Source organism: Kitasatospora sp. NPDC090308 (assembly GCF_044769485.1).
In the GTDB taxonomy this organism is placed as follows: domain Bacteria; phylum Actinomycetota; class Actinomycetes; order Streptomycetales; family Streptomycetaceae; genus Kitasatospora; species Kitasatospora fiedleri.
Genome location: NZ_JBIVXY010000005.1, coordinates 383,752 through 401,986, shown reverse-complemented (window position 1 = coordinate 401,986; position 18,235 = coordinate 383,752). Strand labels below are relative to the sequence as shown.

General features: G+C 75.2%; 18 protein-coding genes. 10 read left to right on the top strand and 8 right to left on the bottom strand.

Going from position 1 to position 18,235, the window contains the following annotated elements:
* Window positions 1-109: 109 nt before the first annotated feature.
* Window positions 110-622 carry a hypothetical protein gene (locus ACIQVD_RS15005; RefSeq protein WP_402289266.1) on the bottom strand — a complete coding sequence of 171 codons (513 nt, stop codon included), beginning with the start codon at window positions 620-622 and terminating at the stop codon, window positions 110-112.
* Window positions 623-838: 216 nt separating this feature from the next.
* Between ACIQVD_RS15005 and def the strand changes: the two genes are divergently transcribed.
* The 3 genes from def (at window position 839) to ACIQVD_RS14990 (ending at window position 4,113) form a co-directional block, all read left to right on the top strand.
* The gene (gene def, locus ACIQVD_RS15000; RefSeq protein WP_100835238.1) at window positions 839-1,384 is read left to right on the top strand and encodes a peptide deformylase; all 546 of its coding nucleotides are present in this window, start codon (window positions 839-841) and stop codon (window positions 1,382-1,384) included.
* Between the two features lie 205 nt (window positions 1,385-1,589).
* On the top strand, window positions 1,590-2,522 hold the full coding sequence (fmt, locus tag ACIQVD_RS14995) for a methionyl-tRNA formyltransferase (protein WP_400689415.1): 933 nt from the start codon (window positions 1,590-1,592) through the stop codon (window positions 2,520-2,522).
* Between the two features lie 157 nt (window positions 2,523-2,679).
* Complete coding sequence (locus ACIQVD_RS14990; RefSeq protein WP_400689413.1) at window positions 2,680-4,113, top strand: RsmB/NOP family class I SAM-dependent RNA methyltransferase; 1,434 nt, start codon at window positions 2,680-2,682, stop codon at window positions 4,111-4,113.
* Between the two features lie 53 nt (window positions 4,114-4,166).
* Here the strand turns inward: ACIQVD_RS14990 and ACIQVD_RS14985 are convergent, their stop codons facing one another.
* Window positions 4,167-4,997: a helix-turn-helix transcriptional regulator gene (locus tag ACIQVD_RS14985; RefSeq protein WP_402289261.1), complete on the bottom strand. Its 831-nt coding sequence runs from the start codon at window positions 4,995-4,997 to the stop codon at window positions 4,167-4,169.
* 102 nt (window positions 4,998-5,099) lie between these two features.
* On the opposite strand from ACIQVD_RS14985, the gene ACIQVD_RS14980 reads away from it, so the two are divergent.
* Together ACIQVD_RS14980 and ACIQVD_RS14975 are read left to right on the top strand one after the other, a co-directional pair.
* A complete protein-coding gene (locus ACIQVD_RS14980) occupies window positions 5,100-5,909 on the top strand; it encodes an SDR family NAD(P)-dependent oxidoreductase (protein WP_402289258.1) in 810 nt (269 codons plus the stop codon).
* Between the two features lie 192 nt (window positions 5,910-6,101).
* On the top strand, window positions 6,102-7,073 hold the full coding sequence (locus tag ACIQVD_RS14975; RefSeq protein ID WP_100835233.1) for an aldo/keto reductase: 972 nt from the start codon (window positions 6,102-6,104) through the stop codon (window positions 7,071-7,073).
* Between the two features lie 159 nt (window positions 7,074-7,232).
* Here the strand turns inward: ACIQVD_RS14975 and ACIQVD_RS14970 are convergent, their stop codons facing one another.
* Together ACIQVD_RS14970 and ACIQVD_RS14965 are read right to left on the bottom strand one after the other, a co-directional pair.
* Window positions 7,233-7,955, bottom strand: a complete 723-nt coding sequence (locus ACIQVD_RS14970; RefSeq protein WP_402289254.1) for a leucine-rich repeat domain-containing protein — start codon at window positions 7,953-7,955, stop codon at window positions 7,233-7,235.
* Window positions 7,952-8,464, bottom strand: a complete 513-nt coding sequence (locus ACIQVD_RS14965) for a GNAT family N-acetyltransferase (RefSeq protein WP_402289251.1) — start codon at window positions 8,462-8,464, stop codon at window positions 7,952-7,954. Before ACIQVD_RS14965 ends, ACIQVD_RS14970 begins: the two co-directional genes overlap by 4 nt.
* 208 nt (window positions 8,465-8,672) lie before the next feature.
* Between ACIQVD_RS14965 and ACIQVD_RS14960 the strand changes: the two genes are divergently transcribed.
* A complete protein-coding gene (locus ACIQVD_RS14960) occupies window positions 8,673-9,299 on the top strand; it encodes a C39 family peptidase (protein ID WP_400689385.1) in 627 nt (208 codons plus the stop codon).
* A 154-nt stretch (window positions 9,300-9,453) separates the two neighbouring features.
* Here ACIQVD_RS14960 and ACIQVD_RS14955 read toward each other — a convergent pair whose 3' ends face one another.
* Complete coding sequence (locus ACIQVD_RS14955; RefSeq protein ID WP_402289248.1) at window positions 9,454-10,308, bottom strand: hypothetical protein; 855 nt, start codon at window positions 10,306-10,308, stop codon at window positions 9,454-9,456.
* 309 nt (window positions 10,309-10,617) lie between these two features.
* On the opposite strand from ACIQVD_RS14955, the gene rpe reads away from it, so the two are divergent.
* Complete coding sequence (rpe, locus tag ACIQVD_RS14950; RefSeq protein WP_100835229.1) at window positions 10,618-11,301, top strand: ribulose-phosphate 3-epimerase; 684 nt, start codon at window positions 10,618-10,620, stop codon at window positions 11,299-11,301.
* Window positions 11,302-11,455: 154 nt separating this feature from the next.
* Entirely contained in the window at window positions 11,456-12,415 is a 960-nt protein-coding gene (locus ACIQVD_RS14945) for a pirin family protein (RefSeq protein ID WP_402289245.1), read from the top strand.
* A 58-nt stretch (window positions 12,416-12,473) separates the two neighbouring features.
* On the opposite strand, the gene ACIQVD_RS14940 is transcribed toward ACIQVD_RS14945, so the two are convergent.
* The gene (locus tag ACIQVD_RS14940; RefSeq protein ID WP_402289243.1) at window positions 12,474-13,070 is read right to left on the bottom strand and encodes an O-methyltransferase; all 597 of its coding nucleotides are present in this window, start codon (window positions 13,068-13,070) and stop codon (window positions 12,474-12,476) included.
* Window positions 13,071-13,273: 203 nt separating this feature from the next.
* Here ACIQVD_RS14940 and ACIQVD_RS14935 point away from each other — a divergent pair, with 203 nt between their 5' ends.
* On the top strand, window positions 13,274-14,308 hold the full coding sequence (locus ACIQVD_RS14935; RefSeq protein ID WP_400689372.1) for a patatin family protein: 1,035 nt from the start codon (window positions 13,274-13,276) through the stop codon (window positions 14,306-14,308).
* A 442-nt stretch (window positions 14,309-14,750) separates the two neighbouring features.
* On the opposite strand, the gene ACIQVD_RS14930 is transcribed toward ACIQVD_RS14935, so the two are convergent.
* Both ACIQVD_RS14930 and ACIQVD_RS14925 read right to left on the bottom strand, forming a co-directional pair.
* The gene (locus ACIQVD_RS14930) at window positions 14,751-15,275 is read right to left on the bottom strand and encodes a hypothetical protein (RefSeq protein WP_400689370.1); all 525 of its coding nucleotides are present in this window, start codon (window positions 15,273-15,275) and stop codon (window positions 14,751-14,753) included.
* Between the two features lie 276 nt (window positions 15,276-15,551).
* Entirely contained in the window at window positions 15,552-17,189 is a 1,638-nt protein-coding gene (locus ACIQVD_RS14925) for a hypothetical protein (RefSeq protein ID WP_402289239.1), read from the bottom strand.
* A 143-nt stretch (window positions 17,190-17,332) separates the two neighbouring features.
* On the opposite strand from ACIQVD_RS14925, the gene ACIQVD_RS14920 reads away from it, so the two are divergent.
* The gene (locus tag ACIQVD_RS14920) at window positions 17,333-18,145 is read left to right on the top strand and encodes a DUF6348 family protein (RefSeq protein ID WP_402289236.1); all 813 of its coding nucleotides are present in this window, start codon (window positions 17,333-17,335) and stop codon (window positions 18,143-18,145) included.
* Window positions 18,146-18,235 lie beyond the last annotated feature (90 nt).

Here is an 18,235-nt window from a genome sequence, read left to right as displayed (position 1 = left end):
TCTGGTCCTGCGTCGCGATCTGGCTGTGCGTGCTCGGTCGGCCGTGCAGTTCCCCGCGCCCCTGGTGTCGCGCGTTCCGGTGTCGCGCGTTCCGGGTTCGTCCGGAGCGTCAGCGGGTGCGCTGGGGCATCAGGGGGCTGGCCTGGCGGGCCTGCGGGATCGGGGGGCGGGCCGCGGCGGCGGCGTGTTCGGCCGCGGTGGTGGCGATGGTGGCGATGGGCGGCGGGGCGGCGGGGGTCTCGGTGTCGCGCGGGGTGGGGAGGAGTTCGCCGGTGGGACGGCGCATGCCGTAGCGGCGGTGGACGGCCTGCTTGGTGACGCCGAGGGCGGAGCCCACGGAGTCCCAGGAGAAGCCGAGGGCGCGGTCGAACTCGACGGCGGCGGCGACCAGGGTCTCGACGCTCTCGCGCAGTTCCTGGGCGAGCCGGACCGTCGGGGCCGGGGCGCGGCCGTAGACCACGAATCCGGCGGACGTGCTGGGGCGGCGGGGCCGGTAGACGTTGCCCAGCTGGGCGGTGAGCGTGCGCAGGGCGTCGACCTGGCGGCGGACCCGCTCGATGTCCCGCACCAGCAGGTGCAGGGACGCCCGGGCCCGGGCGTCGTGGTTGATCTGCTCGGCCATGGCCTCGTTGCCACCTCTCGGTCGGGTCGCGTGCTCGGGGCGCTCGCGCGTCCCGGTCAATTCGCATTGACCAACGCACGGCGGGTCGTTGGGTCACGCGCGGACTGCGACTCGGGATATGCCAGTGGCCGCTCCGAAGCGCCGCCGGGGATTGCATAGACTTCCCGGAGGCCGTCCTTTCCGGGCGGTCCTGTCGGTGCAGAGGGAGTCGCAGTCTTGGCAGTTCAGCCGATCCGGATCTTCGGCGACCCGGTGCTGCGGGCCACCGCGAAGCAGGTGACCGTCTTCGACAAGGAGCTGCGGAAGCTGGTGAAGGACCTCACCGACACCATGCTGGAGGCTCCCGGGGCGGGGCTGGCGGCGCCGCAACTGGGCGTCTCGCTGCGGGTGTTCACGTACCACGTGGACGGCGTGGTGGGCCACCTGATCAACCCGGACCTGTCGCTCAGCGAGGAGGAGCAGGACGGCCCCGAGGGGTGCCTGTCGCTGCCCGGCCTGCGGTTCGACACCAAGCGGGCGTACGGGGTGGTGGCCCGGGGCGTCAACATGTACGGGGACCCGGTGACGGTGGAGGGCACCCAGCTGATGGCGCGCTGCATCCAGCACGAGACCGACCACCTGGACGGGATCATCTTCATCGACCGGCTGGACCGGGAGGCCCGGAAGGCCGCCATGAAGGCGATCCGGGAGACGGACTGGGGCGGCGGCCCCGCGCCGACGGTGCGGATCTCGCCGCATTCCACCTTCGGCCCGATCCGCTGACGGTCCGCCCGACGGTTCGTCCGCCGACCGCGCGCGGACGCCGCCCGACGCCGGGCGGAAAAGCGGTGCCCGGAACGGCGGGCCGCCCGGCGGGCATTCTCCGGCAACCCGACGTTCCGACCGTTCGCATCCCAGCGAACCCAGCGAACCCAGTGTTCCCCGTGATCCCAGCGATCCCCGTGATCCCAGTGAAAGGCCCCCGCCCGTGCGTCTCGTCTTCGCCGGCACCCCCGAGGTCGCCGTTCCCGCCCTGGACGCCCTGCTGGCCTCCCGGCACGAGGTGGTCGCCGTGGTGACCCGCCCCGACGCGCCGGCCGGGCGCGGGCGCAGGTTGGTGGCCAGCCCCGTCGCGCAGCGCGCCGAGGAGGCGGGCATCGAGGTGCTCAAGCCGGCCCGGCCGAGCGAGCCGGAGTTCCTGGCCCGGCTGGCCGAACTCGCCCCCGACTGCTGCCCGGTGGTGGCGTACGGCGCGCTGATCCGGCCCGGCGCGCTGGAGATCCCGGTGCACGGCTGGGTGAACCTGCACTTCTCGCTGCTGCCCGCGTGGCGCGGCGCCGCGCCCGTGCAGCACGCGGTGCTGGCGGGCGACGAGGTGACCGGCGCGTCCACCTTCCTGATCGAGGAGGGACTGGACTCCGGGCCGGTGTTCGGCGTCCTGACCGAGACGGTCAAGCCCACCGACACCAGCGGCGACCTGCTCGGCCGGCTCTCCCGCGCGGGCGCCGAGCTGCTGGTGCGCACCATGGACGCGATCGAGGACGGGCAGGCCCGGCCCGAGCCGCAGCCGCTCGCCGGGGTCTCGCTGGCGCCCAAGCTCACCGTCGAGGACGCCCGGATCGAGTGGACCCACCCCGCGCTGCGGGTCGACCGGGTGGTGCGCGGCTGCGCGCCCGCGCCCGGGGCCTGGACCACCTTCCGCGGCGAGCGGCTCAAGCTGACCGGCCCGGTGCGCCTGCTGCCGGGCGAGAGCGCGCTGGCGCCGGGCGAGCTGGCGGTGGCCAAGAACAGCGTCCGGGTCGGCACCGGGAGCCACGAGGTGGAGCTCGGCGAGGTCCGTCCGCAGGGCAAGAAGGCGATGCCGGCCGCGGACTGGGCGCGCGGCGCACGGATCGAGACCGGGGAGCGCTTCGAGGGCTGAGGGCTGAGGGCCGCCGGTCGTACGGGGACGGGAGCGGGGACGGGGCTGGTCCGGACGGCGGGAGCGGGGGCGGGCGGCGGGTTCGGCCTAGACTTGGGGCGAGACCCCTCGGTGGGTCGGACCTGATCCGCAGCACCTTTGTTTCGAGGCACCCGTTGTGAGCACCCCCGCCGGCGCGAAGCGCGCCCCCCGTCCGCACCGCCGTCCCAAGAAGGACCCCGCCCGGATCGTCGCGTTCCGGGCGCTGCGGGCCGTCGACGAGCGTGACGCGTACGCCAACCTGATCCTGCCGTCGCTGCTGCGCGAGGCCGAGCGCAAGGGCATGGAGCGGCGCGACGCCGCGCTCGCCACCGAGCTGGTGTACGGCACGCTGCGCGGCCAGGGCACCTACGACGCGGTCATCGCGGCCTGCGTGGACCGCCCGCTGCGCGAGGTCGACCCGCCGGTGCTGGACGTCCTGTCGCTGGGCGCGCACCAGCTGCTCGGCACCCGGATCCCCAGCCACGCGGCGGTCTCCGCGACCGTCGAGCTGGCCCGGGTGGTGCTCGGCGACGGCCGGGCCAAGTTCGTCAACGCCGTGCTGCGCAAGATCAGCGCCCAGGATCTGGCGGGCTGGGTCGCCCAGGTCGCCCCGCCGTACGAGGACGACGCCGAGGACCACCTGGCCGTCGTCCACTCCCACCCGCGCTGGGTGGTCTCCTCGCTGTGGGACGCGCTCGGCCGCTGGCAGCCGGACGCGAGCGGCCGGGAGGCGATGGAGCGGCTGCTGGAGGCCGACAACGCCCGCCCCGAGGTGACCCTGGTCGCCCGGCCCGGCCGCTCCTCGGTCGCCGAACTGCGCGCGGCGCTGCCCGAGGTCGAGGACGGCCGCTGGTCGCCGTACGCGCTGCGGCTCACCGACGGCGGCGACCCGGCCGGGGTGGACGCGGTGCGGGAGAACCGGGCCGGCGTCCAGGACGAGGGCAGCCAGCTGGTCGCGCTCGCCCTCGCCAACGCGCCGCTGGACGGCCCCGACCGGCTCTGGCTGGACGGCTGCGCGGGCCCCGGCGGCAAGGCCGCGCTGCTCGGCGCGGTCGCCGCGGAGCGCGGCGCGGCGCTGGTCGCCTCCGAGAAGCAGCCGCACCGCGCCCGGCTGGTGGCCCGCGCGCTGGACGGAAACCCCGGCCCGTACGCCGTCATCACCGCGGACGGGACGCGGGGCGCCTGGGAGCGGGGCGCGTTCGACCGCGTCCTGGTCGACGTGCCGTGCTCGGGCCTGGGCGCGCTGCGCCGCCGCCCGGAGGCGCGGTGGCGGCGGCGCCCCGAGGACATCGCCGGTTTCGGTCCGCTGCAAAGGGAGTTGCTCCGTTCGGCGCTGGACGCGGCGCGGGTCGGCGGCGTGGTCGGCTACGCGACCTGCTCCCCGCACCTGGCGGAGACCCGGGCGGTGGTCGACGACGTGCTGCGCGGCCGGGAGGACGTGGAGTGGATCGACGCCCGCCCGCTGCTGCCCGGCGTCCCCGACCTGGGCGACGGCCCGGACGTCCAGCTGTGGCCGCACCTGCACGGGACGGACGCGATGTACCTGGCGCTGCTGCGGCGAACCGCCTGACGGCGGGCGGGAGCCGGGGCGGCACCGCGGGGGCCGGTGCCGCCCCGGCGGGGTCAGCCGGTGAGCGTCTGGGTTCCCAGGACGGAGAGCAGGGCGAGGCGTTCGGCGTCCTCGGTGTCGGGCCCGGCGGTGTAGGCCATGATGCGCAGCCGGCTGCCGGCGACGTGCAGGACGTCGCAGTCCAGGGTGAGGGGGCCGACGGCGGGGTGGTCGACGGTCTTGCGGCTCGACTCGTGCTCGGCGGTGGTGCCGGTGTCCCAGAGCTCGGCGAAGCGGGCGCTGCGCCGTCGGAGCCGGGTGATCAGGTCGGCGAGCGCGGCGTCGTCGGGGTAGAGGGCGCTGGTGCGGCGGAGGTCGGCGGCGAGGAGCCGCTGGAGGGCGCCGTTGGATTCGGGGGTGTGGCGCACCCGGGTGGTGGAGGTGACGAAGGCGCGCCAGGCGGCGTTCAGGTCGGGGCCGGTCCACTCTCCCATCAGGGCGGTGTGGAGGGGGTTGGCGAGGAGCTGGGTCCAGGTGGCGTCGTAGACCGCGACGGGGGTGGTGGTGAGGCGGTCGAGGATGCGGTGGACGCCGGGGGTGATGTGGCGGGGGACCGTGGCGGGGCCGGGCACGGCGAGTCCGGCGAGGCGGAAGAGGTGTTCGCGTTCGCCGCTCTCCAGGCGCAGGCCGCGGGCGAGGGCCTCGACGACCTGGGGTGAGGGGTTGCGGGCGCGCCCCTGTTCCAGGCGGACGATGTAGTCGGCGGAGATCCCGGTCAGGTGGGAGAGCTCTTCGCGGCGCAGCCCGGGGGCGCGTCGGCGGCCACCGCCGGGAAGGCCGGCCCGGTCGGGGGCGATGCGGTCGCGCCAGGCGTGCAGGGCCGCGCCGAGTTCTGTCGAGGGCATGCCCTCATTGTGGCAAAAGGGCGCTTTGTGTTTCCTGGTACCGATGGTCCCAGGAAAGCGGGTCCACTCCCTGACGGGGCGATCGGTGCGCATGCTGGAGGCATGAGTGAGACACGACGTGAGGAAACACCCGCCACGGGCAAGCTCGCCCTCGTCACCGGCGCGACCTCCGGCATCGGCAAGGCGTTCGCCGAACGCTTCGCCGCCGACGGCTACGACCTGATCGTCGTCGGCCGCCGCCGGGACCGCCTGGAGGAGTTCGCCGCCGCGCACCCCGAGGTCGGGGTCCGCACCGTCGCGGCCGACCTCTCCACCGAGGAGGGCATCGACGCCCTCGCGGCGATCTGCGCGGCCGAGCCGCTGGACGTGCTGGTCAACAACGCCGGCGTCTCCCACTACATGCCGCTGGCCGACCTGCCCGCCGACAGGGCCCGCGAACTCGTCAACGTCAAGGTCCTGGCCCCCACCCAGCTGATGCGCGCCGCGGTGGGGCCCATGCAGCGCCGCGGGACGGGCACCATCCTCAACGTCGCCGGCATGATCGCCTTCTCCGGGCCCGCCGACAAGAGCGTCATGCCCCGCCGCGCCGTCTACGCCGGGACCCTGGCCCACCTGGTCGCCATGACCCAGGCCCTGGCCGCCGAGGTCGAGGACTCCGGCGTCACCGTCGCCGTGGTCTGCCCCGGCGTGGTGGCCACCGAGTTCCACTCCTCCCAGGGCATGGACCTGAGCGCCGTCCCCCGGATGAGCGCCGAGGACCTCGTCACCGGCGCCCTGCGCGGCCTGGAACTCGGCGAGACCGTCATCGCCCCCGGCGTCGAGGACTACCGGCTGCTGCGGAACGTGTTCACCGCCGACCTCGCCGCCTTCGGCGGCCAGTCCCCGGCCCTCGCCACCCGCTACACCGCGTAGCCGCGGCGGCCGGTGCCCCTCGGGGGCGGACGGTTCCTGACGGCGGGTCGGCTGCGGGTGCGGACGCGACGGAGGCGGCGAGGCGGGCGGGTCGGGGGCGGCCGGTCGTGGCCGGCCGTGGCCGGTGCTGGACGGTGCTGGACGGGCGGGTGGTACTGGACAAGTCGGCCGGTGCGGCGGAGGGTGGAAGCCATGGAGTACACCCACCTCGGCCGCACCGGCCTGTCCGTCTCCCGGCTCTGCCTGGGCACCATGAACTTCGGCCCGCACACCGTGGAGGCCGACGCGCACCGGATCATGGACGCCGCGCACGGGCACGGCATCAACTTCTTCGACACCGCCAACGTCTACGGCTGGGGCGAGAACAGGGGCCTCACCGAGAGCATCATCGGCAACTGGTTCGCCAAGGGCGGCGGACGGCGCGAGAAGACCGTGATCGCCACCAAGCTGTACGGCGACATGGGCGACTGGCCCAACGAGGGCAAGCTCTCCGCGCTCAACATCCGCCGCGCCGTGGACGCCAGCCTGCGCCGCCTGCAGACCGACCACATCGACCTCTACCAGATGCACCACGTCGACCGGGACACCCCCTGGGACGAGGTCTGGCAGGCGATGGAGGTGCTCACCCTCCAGGGCAAGATCATCTACGTCGGCTCCTCCAACTTCGCCGGCTGGCACCTCGCCCAGGCCCAGGAGACCGCCAGGGCCCGCAACTTCCTCGGCCTGACCAGCGAGCAGTCGCTGTACAACCTGATCGAGCGCAGCGTCGAGCTGGAGGTCGTCCCCGCCGCCCAGCACTACGGACTCGGCCTGATCCCGTGGTCCCCGCTGCACGGCGGCCTGCTTGGCGGCGTGCTGCGCAAGGAGCGCGAGGGCGTGCGCCGCGCCGAGGGCCGGGCCCAGGACACCCTGAACGAGCACCGCGAGCAGATCCAGGCGTACGAGGACCTGTGCGAGGAGCTCGGCCACGAGCCCGGCGACGTCGCGCTGGCCTGGCTGCGCGGCCGTCCGGCCGTCACCGCCCCGATCATCGGCCCCCGCACCGAGGAGCAGTTGGACGCGGCGGTGCGCTCGCTGGAGGTCCGGCTGGACGCCAAGGCGCTGGAGCGGCTGGACGAGATCTTCCCCGGCTACCGCACCGCGCCGGAGCACTACGCCTGGTGAGGCGCTGACGGCTGGCGGCGGCTGACGGCGGCTGACGGTTGTCGAGCGTTGTCGACGGCTGTCGAGGGCTGTCGAGGGCTGTCGACGGCTGTGGGGGGCGGTCCGGCGGGGGTTCCTCCGCCGGGCCGCCCGTCCGTCCGCCCGTTCGTCCGGGTCGGGTCAGAAGTACACGGCGCAGCCGCGCCGTTCGAGGGCGTCGACCAGGTGCGGGGCGGGCGGGTGCGGGGTCCAGCGCAGGTCGAGCTTCTCCAGTGCGGGGAGTTCGGCCAGCCAGGACGGGACCTGCGTCAACGGGTTGCCGCGCAGGTCGAGTTCGCGCAGCAGCGGGAGCCCGGCCAGCGCGGGCGGCAGGGTGGTGAGCCGGTTGTCGCGCAGTTCCAGGCAGCGCAGCTCGCGCAGCCCGGAGAGCGCGGCGGGCAGTGCCGTCAGGCGGTTGCCGCGCAGGCGCAGTTCGCGCAGCCGGGACAGCGCGCCGAGGGCTGCCGGGAGGGCGGTCAACCGGCAGTTCTGCGCGCGCAGTTCGATGAGCCGGACCAAGTCGCCGATGCTGTCCGGGAGTTCGGTGAGCGGGTTGTCGCCGACGTTGAGGTAGCGCAGCCGGTGCAGGCGTCCGAGGGCGGCCGGCAGCGCGGTGAGCCGGTTGTCGTGCAGGTAGAGGAAGCCGGACAGGCCGGTGAGGGCGCCGATCCGGTCGGGGACGGCGATGAGCGCGTTGTGCCCCAGGTCGAGGGTCCGCAGGCGGGTGAACTCGCCGATGGTGTCCGGGAGTTCGGTCAGCTCGTTGTCCGCGAGGATCAGCACCTCGGCGTCCGTGCGGGCCCACACCCCGTCCGGTACGGCGCGCAGGCCCGCCCGCCACAGGTTCACCACCGGGCCGGTCACAGGGCCTTCTCCAGCCAGTGCGCGGCGTACGGGTTGGTGTTGTACGGCGGGATGTCCGCGTAGCCGGCGGCCGTGTACAGCGCGCGGGCCTCGGCGAATTCGGCCATGGTGTCCAGCCGCAGCCGGGTGCGGCCCAGCGCGCGGGCGGCGTCCTCGGCGGCGGCCAGCAGGGCGCGGCCCAGGCCGTGCCCGCGGGCGGACGGGCGGACGTACAGCCGTTTCAGCTCGGCGCTGCCGGGGGCGCCGGAGACGGTGGGGGCGCCGGGGTCGGCGGGGTCGGCGGCCAGGGTCCGGACGCCCGCGCACCCCGCCGGGCGGCCGTCCAGCCGGGCGAGCAGGAACACGCCGCCGCGCGGCGCGGTGAGTTCGAGGTCCGCCGGGGCCTCCTCGGCGGGCAGCGCTCCGGCGGGCGGGGGCCCGCTCCAGCGGCGGCGTACCTCGGCCTGGTACTCGGTCAGCAGCAGGCGGGCGTCGGGGGAGTCGACGGGTTCGGGGCGGATCTCGGCCACGGCGGTTCCGTTCGGGGGCGGGGGCGGGTGGGCGCGAGGACGGACGATACTGCCGAAACGACGGGCGGGCGATCACGCGGACGGGCGATGGCCACCGCGTCCGCCGGGCCGCGCGGCGCGGTTCCTCCCGCTGCCGGTGGGGTGGCGGTTCCCGGTGTCGCGGACGGCGCTCCGGGGGACGGGGGTGGAAGTGCGCCAGGATGACCGGGTGAAGCCGATCAGCCATCAGGTCCCCTACTACTCCCAGTGGGAGTCGCCCGAACTCGTGCCCGACATCCTGGACGGCACGCTGCGGGCCGCCGACGACCCGTTGTGGGAGCGCTCCGGCGCCGCCGACGAGGACGAGTACGAGTACTGGTCGTGGCGGCTGTGCGGGATGGCCTGCCTGCGGATGGCACTCGACCACTGGTGGGGCGTCGCCCCGGCGGCCGTCCCGCTCGCCGAGGAGTGCCAACGGGCCGGGGCGTACGTCCGGCACCCCGACGGGCGGCTCGACGGCCTGATCCACGCCCCGTTCGCCGCGTACGCCCGCACCCGCTGGGGCCTGCACGCCGAGGCGGTCGACCCGCTGCCCGCCGATCGGATCGCCGCCGAACTCGCCGCGGGCCGGCTCCCGGTGCTCTCCGTCCACCCCGCCATCCGCACCCTCGCCCCCGAAGTGCCGCGCACCGGCGGGCACCTGGTGCTCGCGGTCGGCGCCGACGACGAGGCGCTGCGGATCCACAACCCGTCCGGCTTCCCCGACGGCTCGCAGCGCGCCGCCCGGGTCCCCTGGGGCGACCTGGAGCGGTTCTACTCCGGCCGCGCCATCGTCCTCGGCCCGCCCCCGTACTGACCGGCCGGCCGGGCTCCGGGGGAGGCCCTGCTGATGCGGACGGCGGACGGCGGACGGCGGCTGGCGGGCGGCGGACGGCGGACGGCGGGCGGCGGGCGACGTCCGGTGCGGCTGAACCCCGGCCGGGCGGCCGGGGTGGGCGATCCGCTCGGCGTCAGGCCGCGTTGGGCAGGCCGATCGGGGTGGTCGGGGGCAGGTCGGCGCGGCAGGCGGCGGAGATCGGGCGCAGCGCGGTGAGGAGTTCGTCCAGCTCGGAGCGGTGGAAGTGCGTCCAGACCCGGGAGGCGGCCAGGTCGGTGGCGGCCTCCAGGGCCAGGTGGCGGCGGCGGCCCTCGGGGGTCAGCGAGCCGTCCGGGGCCAGCCAGTGGCGGTCGGTCAGACGGGCGGTGGCCTCGTCCCACTCGGTGTCGCTCCAGCCCCGGTGCGGCTGGAGCGTCTCGCGGCGGGTGTCCAGCGCGCAGCGGACCACCAGCGCCTCGCAGCCGTCGAGGCCCTCGGTGACCAGGGCGGCGACGTGGCCGTCGCCCCGGTGCTCGCGCAGCACGGTGGTGGCCTGCCACAGTCGGGCCAGGCGGCCCTCCGGGCGGGGGAGGTCGGCGTTCGCGGCGGCCAGCACGCGCCCACAACAGTCCAGGCCCTCGACGGCCCGTTCCAGCAGTTCCACCGAACGGTCGATCAGATCCGGCTTCACGTCCGCCAGGACGCGCCGCAGCGCGCCCGTCACCCCCTCGACCCGGGCCTCCAGCGCCTGCTCCGGGCTCGCCAGCGTCCACACCGCCGGCAGCGCCCGTTCGACCATCTGCGGCGCGAAGTTGAAGAACGCGGCCACCACCGGCGCCGCGTCCACCGCGCCCAGCGGCGCCGAGCGGCCGCCGAAGTAACCGCGCCAGTAACCGCGCAGCCCGGCCGCCTCGTACGCGGCGCGGGCCTCGGGGGAGAAGTAGGTGAGGGCGTGGACGGGTTCGAACAGCCACCAGAGAGCACGTGCGGGGTGGACGACCTGGGTCATCGGACGCCTTTCGTGAGGGGCGAGCAGCGTTGGGTCCGCCTGCTGTGGAGCCTGCCAGAGCGGGCCGACACCGGGAAGGGGAAGTGTTTCGGCAGTGTGAACACTTCGGGGGTGCGCCTCCGCGACGTGCGGGCGCTCCGAGACGGGGTCCGCCGCCCGGCCCGCTGCCCGGTCACCTGCCCGGTCACCTGCCCGATCTGCCGCCCGGCCCGCTGCCCGGCCACCTGCCGGGCCGTCCGGCGGACGGGGGATGATGGTCGGGGGCGGTCGCCCGGGCCGCCCGCACCGAGTCGTGAAGGTACCCTCGCCATGGCGCAGATCAACCCCAGCATCCTGTCCGCGGACTTCGCCCGCCTCGCCGACGAGGCCGAGGCGGTGCGCGGCGCGGACTGGCTGCACGTCGACGTGATGGACAACCACTTCGTCCCCAACCTCACGCTGGGCGTGCCGATCGTCGAGTCGCTGGCCCGCGCCACCGACACCCCCCTCGACTGCCACCTGATGATCGAACAGCCCGACCGCTGGGCCCCGCAGTACGTCGAGGCCGGCGCCGGCTCCGTCACCTTCCACGTCGAGGCCGCCGCCGCCCCCGTCCGGCTCGCCCGGGAGATCCGCGCCAAGGGCGCCCGCGCCTCGATGGCGCTGCGCCCCGCCACCCCGATCGAGCCGTACGAGGACCTGCTGCCCGAGCTGGACATGGTGCTGATCATGACGGTGGAGCCCGGCTTCGGCGGCCAGGCGTTCCTCGACATCATGCTCCCCAAGATCCGCCGCACCCGGCAGCTGATCGACAAGCACGGCCTCGACCTGTGGCTCCAGGTCGACGGCGGGGTCGCCCCCGCCACCATCGAGGCCTGCGCCGAGGCCGGGGCCGACGTGTTCGTGGCCGGTTCGGCGGTCTACGGCGCGGCCGACCCGGCGGAGGCGGTCCGCGCGCTGCGCGCCCAGGCGGAGGCGGCGAGCGCCGAGGCCTGGTGGGCCTGCAAGCACTGAGGCCGCCTCGTCGGCTGACGGGGGGGTGCGTCCGTGTCCGCGTCTGCGTGTGGGGGCGGGGCGGGGACGGGAGCGGGTGCGTTCGCGGGATTCGTCCGGACACGAGGGTGCGCGCGGCCGGAGGCGGCCGGCGGTCCGGTCGATACTGGCGGCCATGAGCAACCTCGACCGGAAACCCGCCCCGGCCGTCTGCGGACGCCAGGCCGCCACCGGCCCCGTCAAGGACCTGCTGACCGGGCGGCGCGTTCCGCTCGGCGAGTCCACCGTGGTCCGGCGGCTGCTGCCCAACCTCGGCCGCCGGATGGTCGGCGCCTGGTGCTTCGTCGACCACTACGGCCCCGACGACATCGCCGACGAGCCCGGCATGCAGGTGCCGCCGCACCCCCACACGGGCCTGCAGACCGTCAGCTGGCTGCACGAGGGCAGCGTGCTGCACCGGGACAGCCTCGGCAGCGTGCAGACCGTCCGCCCGCGCGAACTCGGCCTGATGACCTCCGGCCGGGCCATCTCGCACTCCGAGCAGTCCCCGCGCGAGCACGCGCCGCTGCTGCACGGCGCCCAGCTCTGGGTCGCCCTCCCCGACGCCCACCGGCACACCGCGCCCGCCTTCGAACACCACCCCGAGCTGCCCGTCGTCACCGCCGGCGGCCTGCACGCCGACCTCATCCTCGGCACCCTCGACGGGGCCACCTCCCCCGGCACCACCCACACCGCCCTCACCGGCGCCGACCTCGCCCTCCGCGAGGGCGCCGCCCACCGCCTCCCGCTCGAACCCGGCTTCGAGTACGCCGTCCTCGCCATGACCGGCAGCACCGACGTCGACGGCGTCCCGGTCGAACCAGGCTCCCTCCTCTACCTCGGCTGCGGCCGCCGCGAACTCCCGCTGCGCGCCCGCACCGACGCCGCCCTGCTGCTGCTCGGCGGCGAACCCTTCGAGGAACGCCTCGTCATGTGGTGGAACTTCGTCGGCCGCACGCACGAGGAGATCGCGGCGGCCCGCGCCGACTGGGAGACCGGCACCCGCTTCGGCCGGGTCCACGGCTACGACGGCGAACGGCTGCACGCCCCGCCACTGCCGCCGCTGCCGCTGAAGCCGCGGGGACGCGAGCGCTGAGCGGACCCGGGCATTGACCGGACCCGAGCATTGACCGGACCCGAGAGCCGAGCGGACGTCAGGGGCGGCGGGTGGCCAGCAGGGTGGACAGGTCGGGGGCGAGGCGGACCTCGGTGGTGAGCAGGGCCGGGTGGTCGTACCAGACGGTGCGGCCGGTGTCGGGCGCGCCCCGGTGGGTCGGTGGCCAGCCGGTGAGCGGGGTGAGGTCGTCGACCACCAGGGTGCCGCCGGGGGTGAGCAGGCGTTCCGGGTCGGCGGGCGCGGACTGCTTGCCGTTGCCGCCGCCGTCCAGGGCCAGCAGGTCGAACGGGCCGTGCGGGTGGATCCGCGTCCAGTCGCCGTGCAGCACCTCCAGGTCGGGCACGTCGGCGAACAACTCCCTTACCGCGGCCACGCGTTCGGCCTCCCGCTCGACGCTCACCACCCGGACGCCCGGCCGCCGCCCGGCGAGCAGCCAGCCCAGGCCGACGCCGCACCCGGTCCCGGTCTCGCCGATCCGGCCGGTCGCGCCCGCAGCGAGGGCCTGTAGCAGCCGCCCGTGCTCCGGGCGGCAGGACCGGGTGAACCCCAGCCGGTCCGCCAACTCGACGGCCCGGGCGACGGGTTCGGGCAGCGCGGCGGTGGCGGAGCGGGCGGAGGTGCCGAAGGATGACATGGCGTCACACTAGTCTGGCGCAGGGTGACGGGCCGGGGAGAGCGGGTGGGGGACGGGGGTGGTGGCGTGGCAGGGCGGTGCGCCCGGGTTCGTGTGCGACACTTCTCGGCGTTCCGGACGTCGGGGCCGCGGCGCTCGGCGGGACGTCCGGGCGGGCGGGGCGCGGGTGTCGGTACGGGAGTGCGGGAGTAGGGGAGTACGGCGTGGATCAGCAGGACGGGTTCGGGATCGCGGACACCGCGGACGCCACGGATGCCACGGGCGCGCGGGGCCGGGTCCTGGCCGCCCTCGCCGAGCGGTGGCGCACCGGCAGCCGTCCCGGCGGGCGGACCGACGGGCTGCGGATCGCGCTCGCCGTCGAGGGCGGCGGCATGCGCGGCATCATCTCCGGCGGCATGGCCCTGGCCCTCCACGAGGCCGGTCTCACCGGGGTGTTCGACGCCGTCTACGGAGCCTCCGCCGGGGCGCTGACCGGCGCCTGGCTGCTCAGCAGCGACCCCGGGCAGCTCGCGGGCTGGGCCGACGCGGAGTACGCCCGGGCGATGGTCCGGCCCGGCAACGTGCTGCGCGGCCGTCCCGTCGTCGACCTGCACAACCTGGTCGAGCACCTCTACGCGCACGTGGCCCGGATGGACTTCGACGCGATCCTCGCCAACCCCACCACCCTGCACCCGATCGCCACCCACACCGGCACCGGCGTCGCCACCGACCTCCACCCCCTGCTCACCGACCCGGCCCGGCTCCGCCTCGCCCTGCGGGCCAGCGCCGCCCTCCCGCTGCTCGCCGGACCGCCGGTGGAACTCGACGGCAGCCGCTACTACGACGCCGGGCTGGCCGAGTCCATCCCGTTCCGCACCGCGCTCGCCCAGGGCGCCACGCACGTCCTGGTGCTGCGCTCGCGGGGCCCGGTCCCGGCGACGGCGGCGACGGCTGCGGCGGCTGCGGTGGCGGCCGGGCCCTCGCGCGGCTCCCGGATGGTCGCCCGGACGGTGCTGCGCCGCTACCCCGCGCCGCTGCGCGACTCCTACCTGGGGCGGGCCGAACGGCTGCTCGCCGACGAGGAGTTGCTCGGCCGCCACGACCTCGCCCCGCCCGCCGACGGCCCCGCCGTGCTCTCCGTCCGCCCCGGGCCGGAGGCCCCGAAGGTCGGACGGCTGACCCGGGACCCGGCGCTGTTGCGGGCCGCGATGGACGCCGGGCGGGCGGCGATGGACGAGCTGATCGTCCGGCTGTCCTGAGCCGCGCCGTAGTTGGGGCGGAGTGGGGCGGAGGTCGGGCGGTGGTGGGCGTTGGTGGGGCTGTGCAGGATGGGGCCGTGCTGTGCGTTGCGCCGCCGCCGTCTCGCGGCTGCTGTCGCTGTCGCCGCGCCGTCTCGCTGCTGGCAGGATCGGCCGGGCGGGGATGGGCGGGCTGATCGTCCGGCTGACTTGAACCGCACTGCGGTTGGGCGGTGGTGGGGCTGTGCAGGATGGGGCCGTGCTGTGCGTCGCGCCGCCGCCGTCTCGCGGCTGCTGTCGCTGTCGCCGCGCCGTCTCGCTGCTGGCAGGATCGGCCGAACGGGGATGGAGGGGCTGATCGTCCGGCTGTCCTGAGCCGCGCTACGGTCGGGCCGTCGTCGGGCCGTGCCGCGCGTCGCCGCTGCCGCCGGCCCGCCGCTGCCGCCGGCCGCTGCTGCCGGGGTCAGCCGGCCCGGCGGAGCAGGATGCCGCGGCTGCCCGGGGCGAGGGTGCGGTGGGTGGGGCGCGGGGCGGCCAGGTCGATCTCCTCCACCAGCAGCCAGCCCTGTTGGGCGGAGAGCCACGGGCGGAGTCGGCCGTCCAGGGCGGGCGGGGCGAGGGCGACGAACAGCAGGTCGGTGGGGAGGGCGTGCAGCAGTTCCAGGTCCTGGCCGGCGTGCAGGGTGTCGATCAGCAGGACCGCGCCGAAGCGGCGGCGTACCGGTGGCGGGGCCGCCAGGTCGGCCCCGCTGAGCCGTAGTCGGGCCCGTCCGCGCAGTCGGTCCCAGAGTCGGGCCCGCAGGGCGGGGTCCGGTTCGGCGGCGTGCACGGTGTACCCGGCCCGCAGCAGCCGTCCGGTCAGCGCGCCGTCGCCGGCGCCGAGTTCGGCCAGCGCTCCGCTGCCCGGCGGCCGGTGGCGGGCGACCCAGGCGGCGGTGGCGTCCAGCCGTTCGGCCTCGTACTCGGAGGCCACCAGTGTCTCGGCCACGGTCACGTCCTGTCCCAGGGTTCCGAACGGCCGCGCGTGCGAACCGCTACGACCCTAGCCATCTGTTTCGTTCGTGGTCCATACCACCACGGTGAAAAGTTTACGGTTCACGGTCAATTCACAGGCTGGGCGGATGCGTTGCGGGCCGCGGACCGCAGGTGGCGGCGGGGGCGGCCGGGGGCGGCCGAGGTCGGCCGGGGGGGGAGAGAAGGGCGGAGCCCCGGCAGGCCCTGGTGGGGGCGCTGGCGGGGCTCCTGGGCCGTGGACCGGCCGGGGTCAGTGCAGGTCGTCGAGGTCGCCGAGCTCCTCGAGGTCGAGCTCGAAGTCGTCGTCGTAGCGGTCGTCGCGCTCGGACTCGGGCTTGCGCTGCGGGGTGACGCGGCCCAACTGGAGGTTGGGGTACATGGCGGCGCTGAGCTCGTCGGCGATGATGCCGTCGGGGGAGGCGGTGTTCTCGGGGTCGCCCTCGGCGGTGCGGTTGGTGCGGCGCTGGGAGGCGCCGCGGATGCCGGAGCCGCCGACCGGGCCGTAGCCGCCGTGGCCCATGGCCGCCATGCCCATCATGCCGCCCGGCGGGACGCCGCGGCCGACGGAGTTGGTGGCGGTGGAGGGGGAGGAGCCGGAACCCGAGCCGGAGCCGGAACCGCCGCTGCCCTCACCGGACTTCTGGGTCTCGATCCGGGTGCCGCTGCTGCCCCGGCCGCTGTTGCCGAGGCTGCCGGCCGGCATCGAGAGCCGGGGGACGAAGGCGCCGCCGCCCTGACCGCCGGTGCCGCCGGTGCCCCCGCCCGCGCCGCTGCCGGAACCGGACCCGGAGCCGCCGGACGCGCCGCCGCCGTGACCGCCGGAGACGAGCGGCTCCTTGAGGCCGAGCGTGTTGAGGCCCGAGCCGCCGCTCCTGCCGCCGGAGAGCCCGGAGCCGATCGGGCCGAGCTTGGGCATCAGGCCCGCGAACGCGGCGAGCCCCGCGTCGCCGCCGCCCAGGCGCGGACCGTTCAGCGCGGGGGACGCGCCGGCGGAAGCGCCGTTGGTGGCCGTCGCGTTGGGGCTGAGCGGGTTGGCCGCGAGCGAGGTGAGGCTGTTCAGCACCGTGCGGTTGCTGTCCTCGTTCTCGTTGAGGTTGCCCGCCATCTTGTCCATCTTGTCCGCGGTGTCGCGGAACGAGGCGAGGATGCGCTTGAGGACGTCCTCGGCGATGGTCTGCAGCACCTTCTCGGCGGCCTCGATCACCAGCTTGCCGAACTTGTCGCCGGAGTCGCCCATCTTCAGGCTCTGCACGATCCGCTTGAAGCTGGTGCCGTGCGTCTCGATGTCGTCCGCGCCGCGGCGCAGGTCGGCCGCGCACTGGGCGAGTTGGGCCAGGTCGATGGAGAAGCCCTGCCCGTTGGAGTTGTTGGACGGGGTGGGCACGATCTTCTGCGCGGCCTTCTCGATCATGTCCTCGATCGGCCGGGTGACGGTCTGGGCGAGCTTGCCGACCGCCGCCTCCAGCAGCTGGTTCATGATCTCGCGGCCCATCCGCAGCACCGCCGCCGCGCTCCACGGCCCGGTGGACGAGGCCGCCGCCAACTGGGCCTGGATGGAGAAAAGTTGGGTGATGGACTGGGTCTTGGCCAGCTCGACCACCACGGCCGCCGCCCGCAGCACCTTGGACACCGTCTGGCAGGTCTCGACGATCACCTTGGAGTACTTGGTGATGGTGCTCCACAGCTCGGAGAGCTTGTCCGCCGATTCGCCCTGGTAGACCTCGTGCAGCAGGGTGAGCGCCTTGTCCGCCGTCATCTGGGCGCCGTCCAGCGCTCCGGCGAACTTGTCCAACTGGTCGGCCAGTTGGTTGAGCTCGTCCTCGTTGGCGGCCGGGAAACGCACGCCCAGCAGCCCGATGATGTGGTTGAGCCCCGATGGTAGTTCCACAGCCATTGCCGCCCCCAGCTGCTGCCCGCGGTAAGTCCCTGATCGCGCAGTGCGACGATACACACAGCGGACGACATCGACTACCTGACCCGGTCCCCACCCACACATTGTGAGCAAATCTGTACAACGTTACGGTGTGCGCCATGGCATGGGGATCATGGTGGCGCGGCCGGTCGGGCACCGGCCCGGACGCGTCCGGCAAGAGTACGGAACGACCGTCCGAGCAGGCGGTGTTGGGCGCGGTGGCGGACGAACTGTCCGCGCTGCACGGCGAGCGGTGGCGGGTCGAGGGCGAAGAGGTCCGCGGGCCGGGCGAGTTGGCGGTCCGGCTGGGCGCCGCGCCGGACGACGACCCGGACCGGCTGGAACTGGTGTTCCTGGCCGACCGGGACCGCCCGGAGACCGCCGTCCGGGACCGGGTGCCCCGGATCGACGGCGGCGACCAGGACCCGGTCCGCCGGGGCGTCGAGGCGTGGGCGTCCACCACGGGCGCCGCGCTGATCGAACTCGTCGCCCACAACGGCCGGTTCGCCGGCCACCTCGACCCCGCCGACCCGGACGGCCTGCCCGGCTGGCACGCCATCCACGGCGGCGTGGTCGGCTGGGGCACCGGCCGGCACTTCCACGACGTGCAGGACTGGCTGGTCCGCAACCCCGTGCTGCCCGCCCTCGCCCCGGCCCTGGGCGGGGACCTCGGCCGGGACCAACTCGTCGGCGTGCAGGTGCACTTCGGCGGTAGCGGTGGTAGCGGTGGAGGTGGTGGCGGCGCCGGGCAGTCCGCCGAGGTATGGGTGCACGGTGAACCGCACGCCGCCGCGTCCGCGGCCCTCGCCGGGCTGGACTGGCCCCGGGTCACCGAGGGCGACGCCTACGCCCGGACCTTCGTCCTGCTGGTGCGCCGCGCCGGGACCAGGCCCCCGGCGAACGTCCGGCTCCGGGCGGCCGAGCGCAGGTAGCGCAGGTAGCGCAAGGCGCGGAGGACGCGTCGCGGAGGCGCTCCGGAAGTCTCCGGGCCGCCTCCGCGGGGTTCCGCACGTGCCTGACGG

Bases quoted from the DNA above. Each gene is read 5' to 3' on its own strand.
- ACIQVD_RS15005 (WP_402289266.1), bottom strand. From the start codon at position 622: ATGGCCGAGCAGATCAACCACGACGCCCGGGCCCGGGCGTCCCTGCAC.
- ACIQVD_RS14985 (WP_402289261.1), bottom strand. From the start codon at position 4,997: ATGCCCTCGACAGAACTCGGCGCGGCCCTGCACGCCTGGCGCGACCGC.
- ACIQVD_RS14980 (WP_402289258.1), top strand. From the start codon at position 5,100: ATGAGTGAGACACGACGTGAGGAAACACCCGCCACGGGCAAGCTCGCC.
- ACIQVD_RS14975 (WP_100835233.1), top strand. From the start codon at position 6,102: ATGGAGTACACCCACCTCGGCCGCACCGGCCTGTCCGTCTCCCGGCTC.
- ACIQVD_RS14955 (WP_402289248.1), bottom strand. From the start codon at position 10,308: ATGACCCAGGTCGTCCACCCCGCACGTGCTCTCTGGTGGCTGTTCGAA.
- rpe (WP_100835229.1), top strand. From the start codon at position 10,618: ATGGCGCAGATCAACCCCAGCATCCTGTCCGCGGACTTCGCCCGCCTC.
- ACIQVD_RS14945 (WP_402289245.1), top strand. From the start codon at position 11,456: ATGAGCAACCTCGACCGGAAACCCGCCCCGGCCGTCTGCGGACGCCAG.
- ACIQVD_RS14940 (WP_402289243.1), bottom strand. From the start codon at position 13,070: ATGTCATCCTTCGGCACCTCCGCCCGCTCCGCCACCGCCGCGCTGCCC.
- ACIQVD_RS14920 (WP_402289236.1), top strand. From the start codon at position 17,333: ATGGCATGGGGATCATGGTGGCGCGGCCGGTCGGGCACCGGCCCGGAC.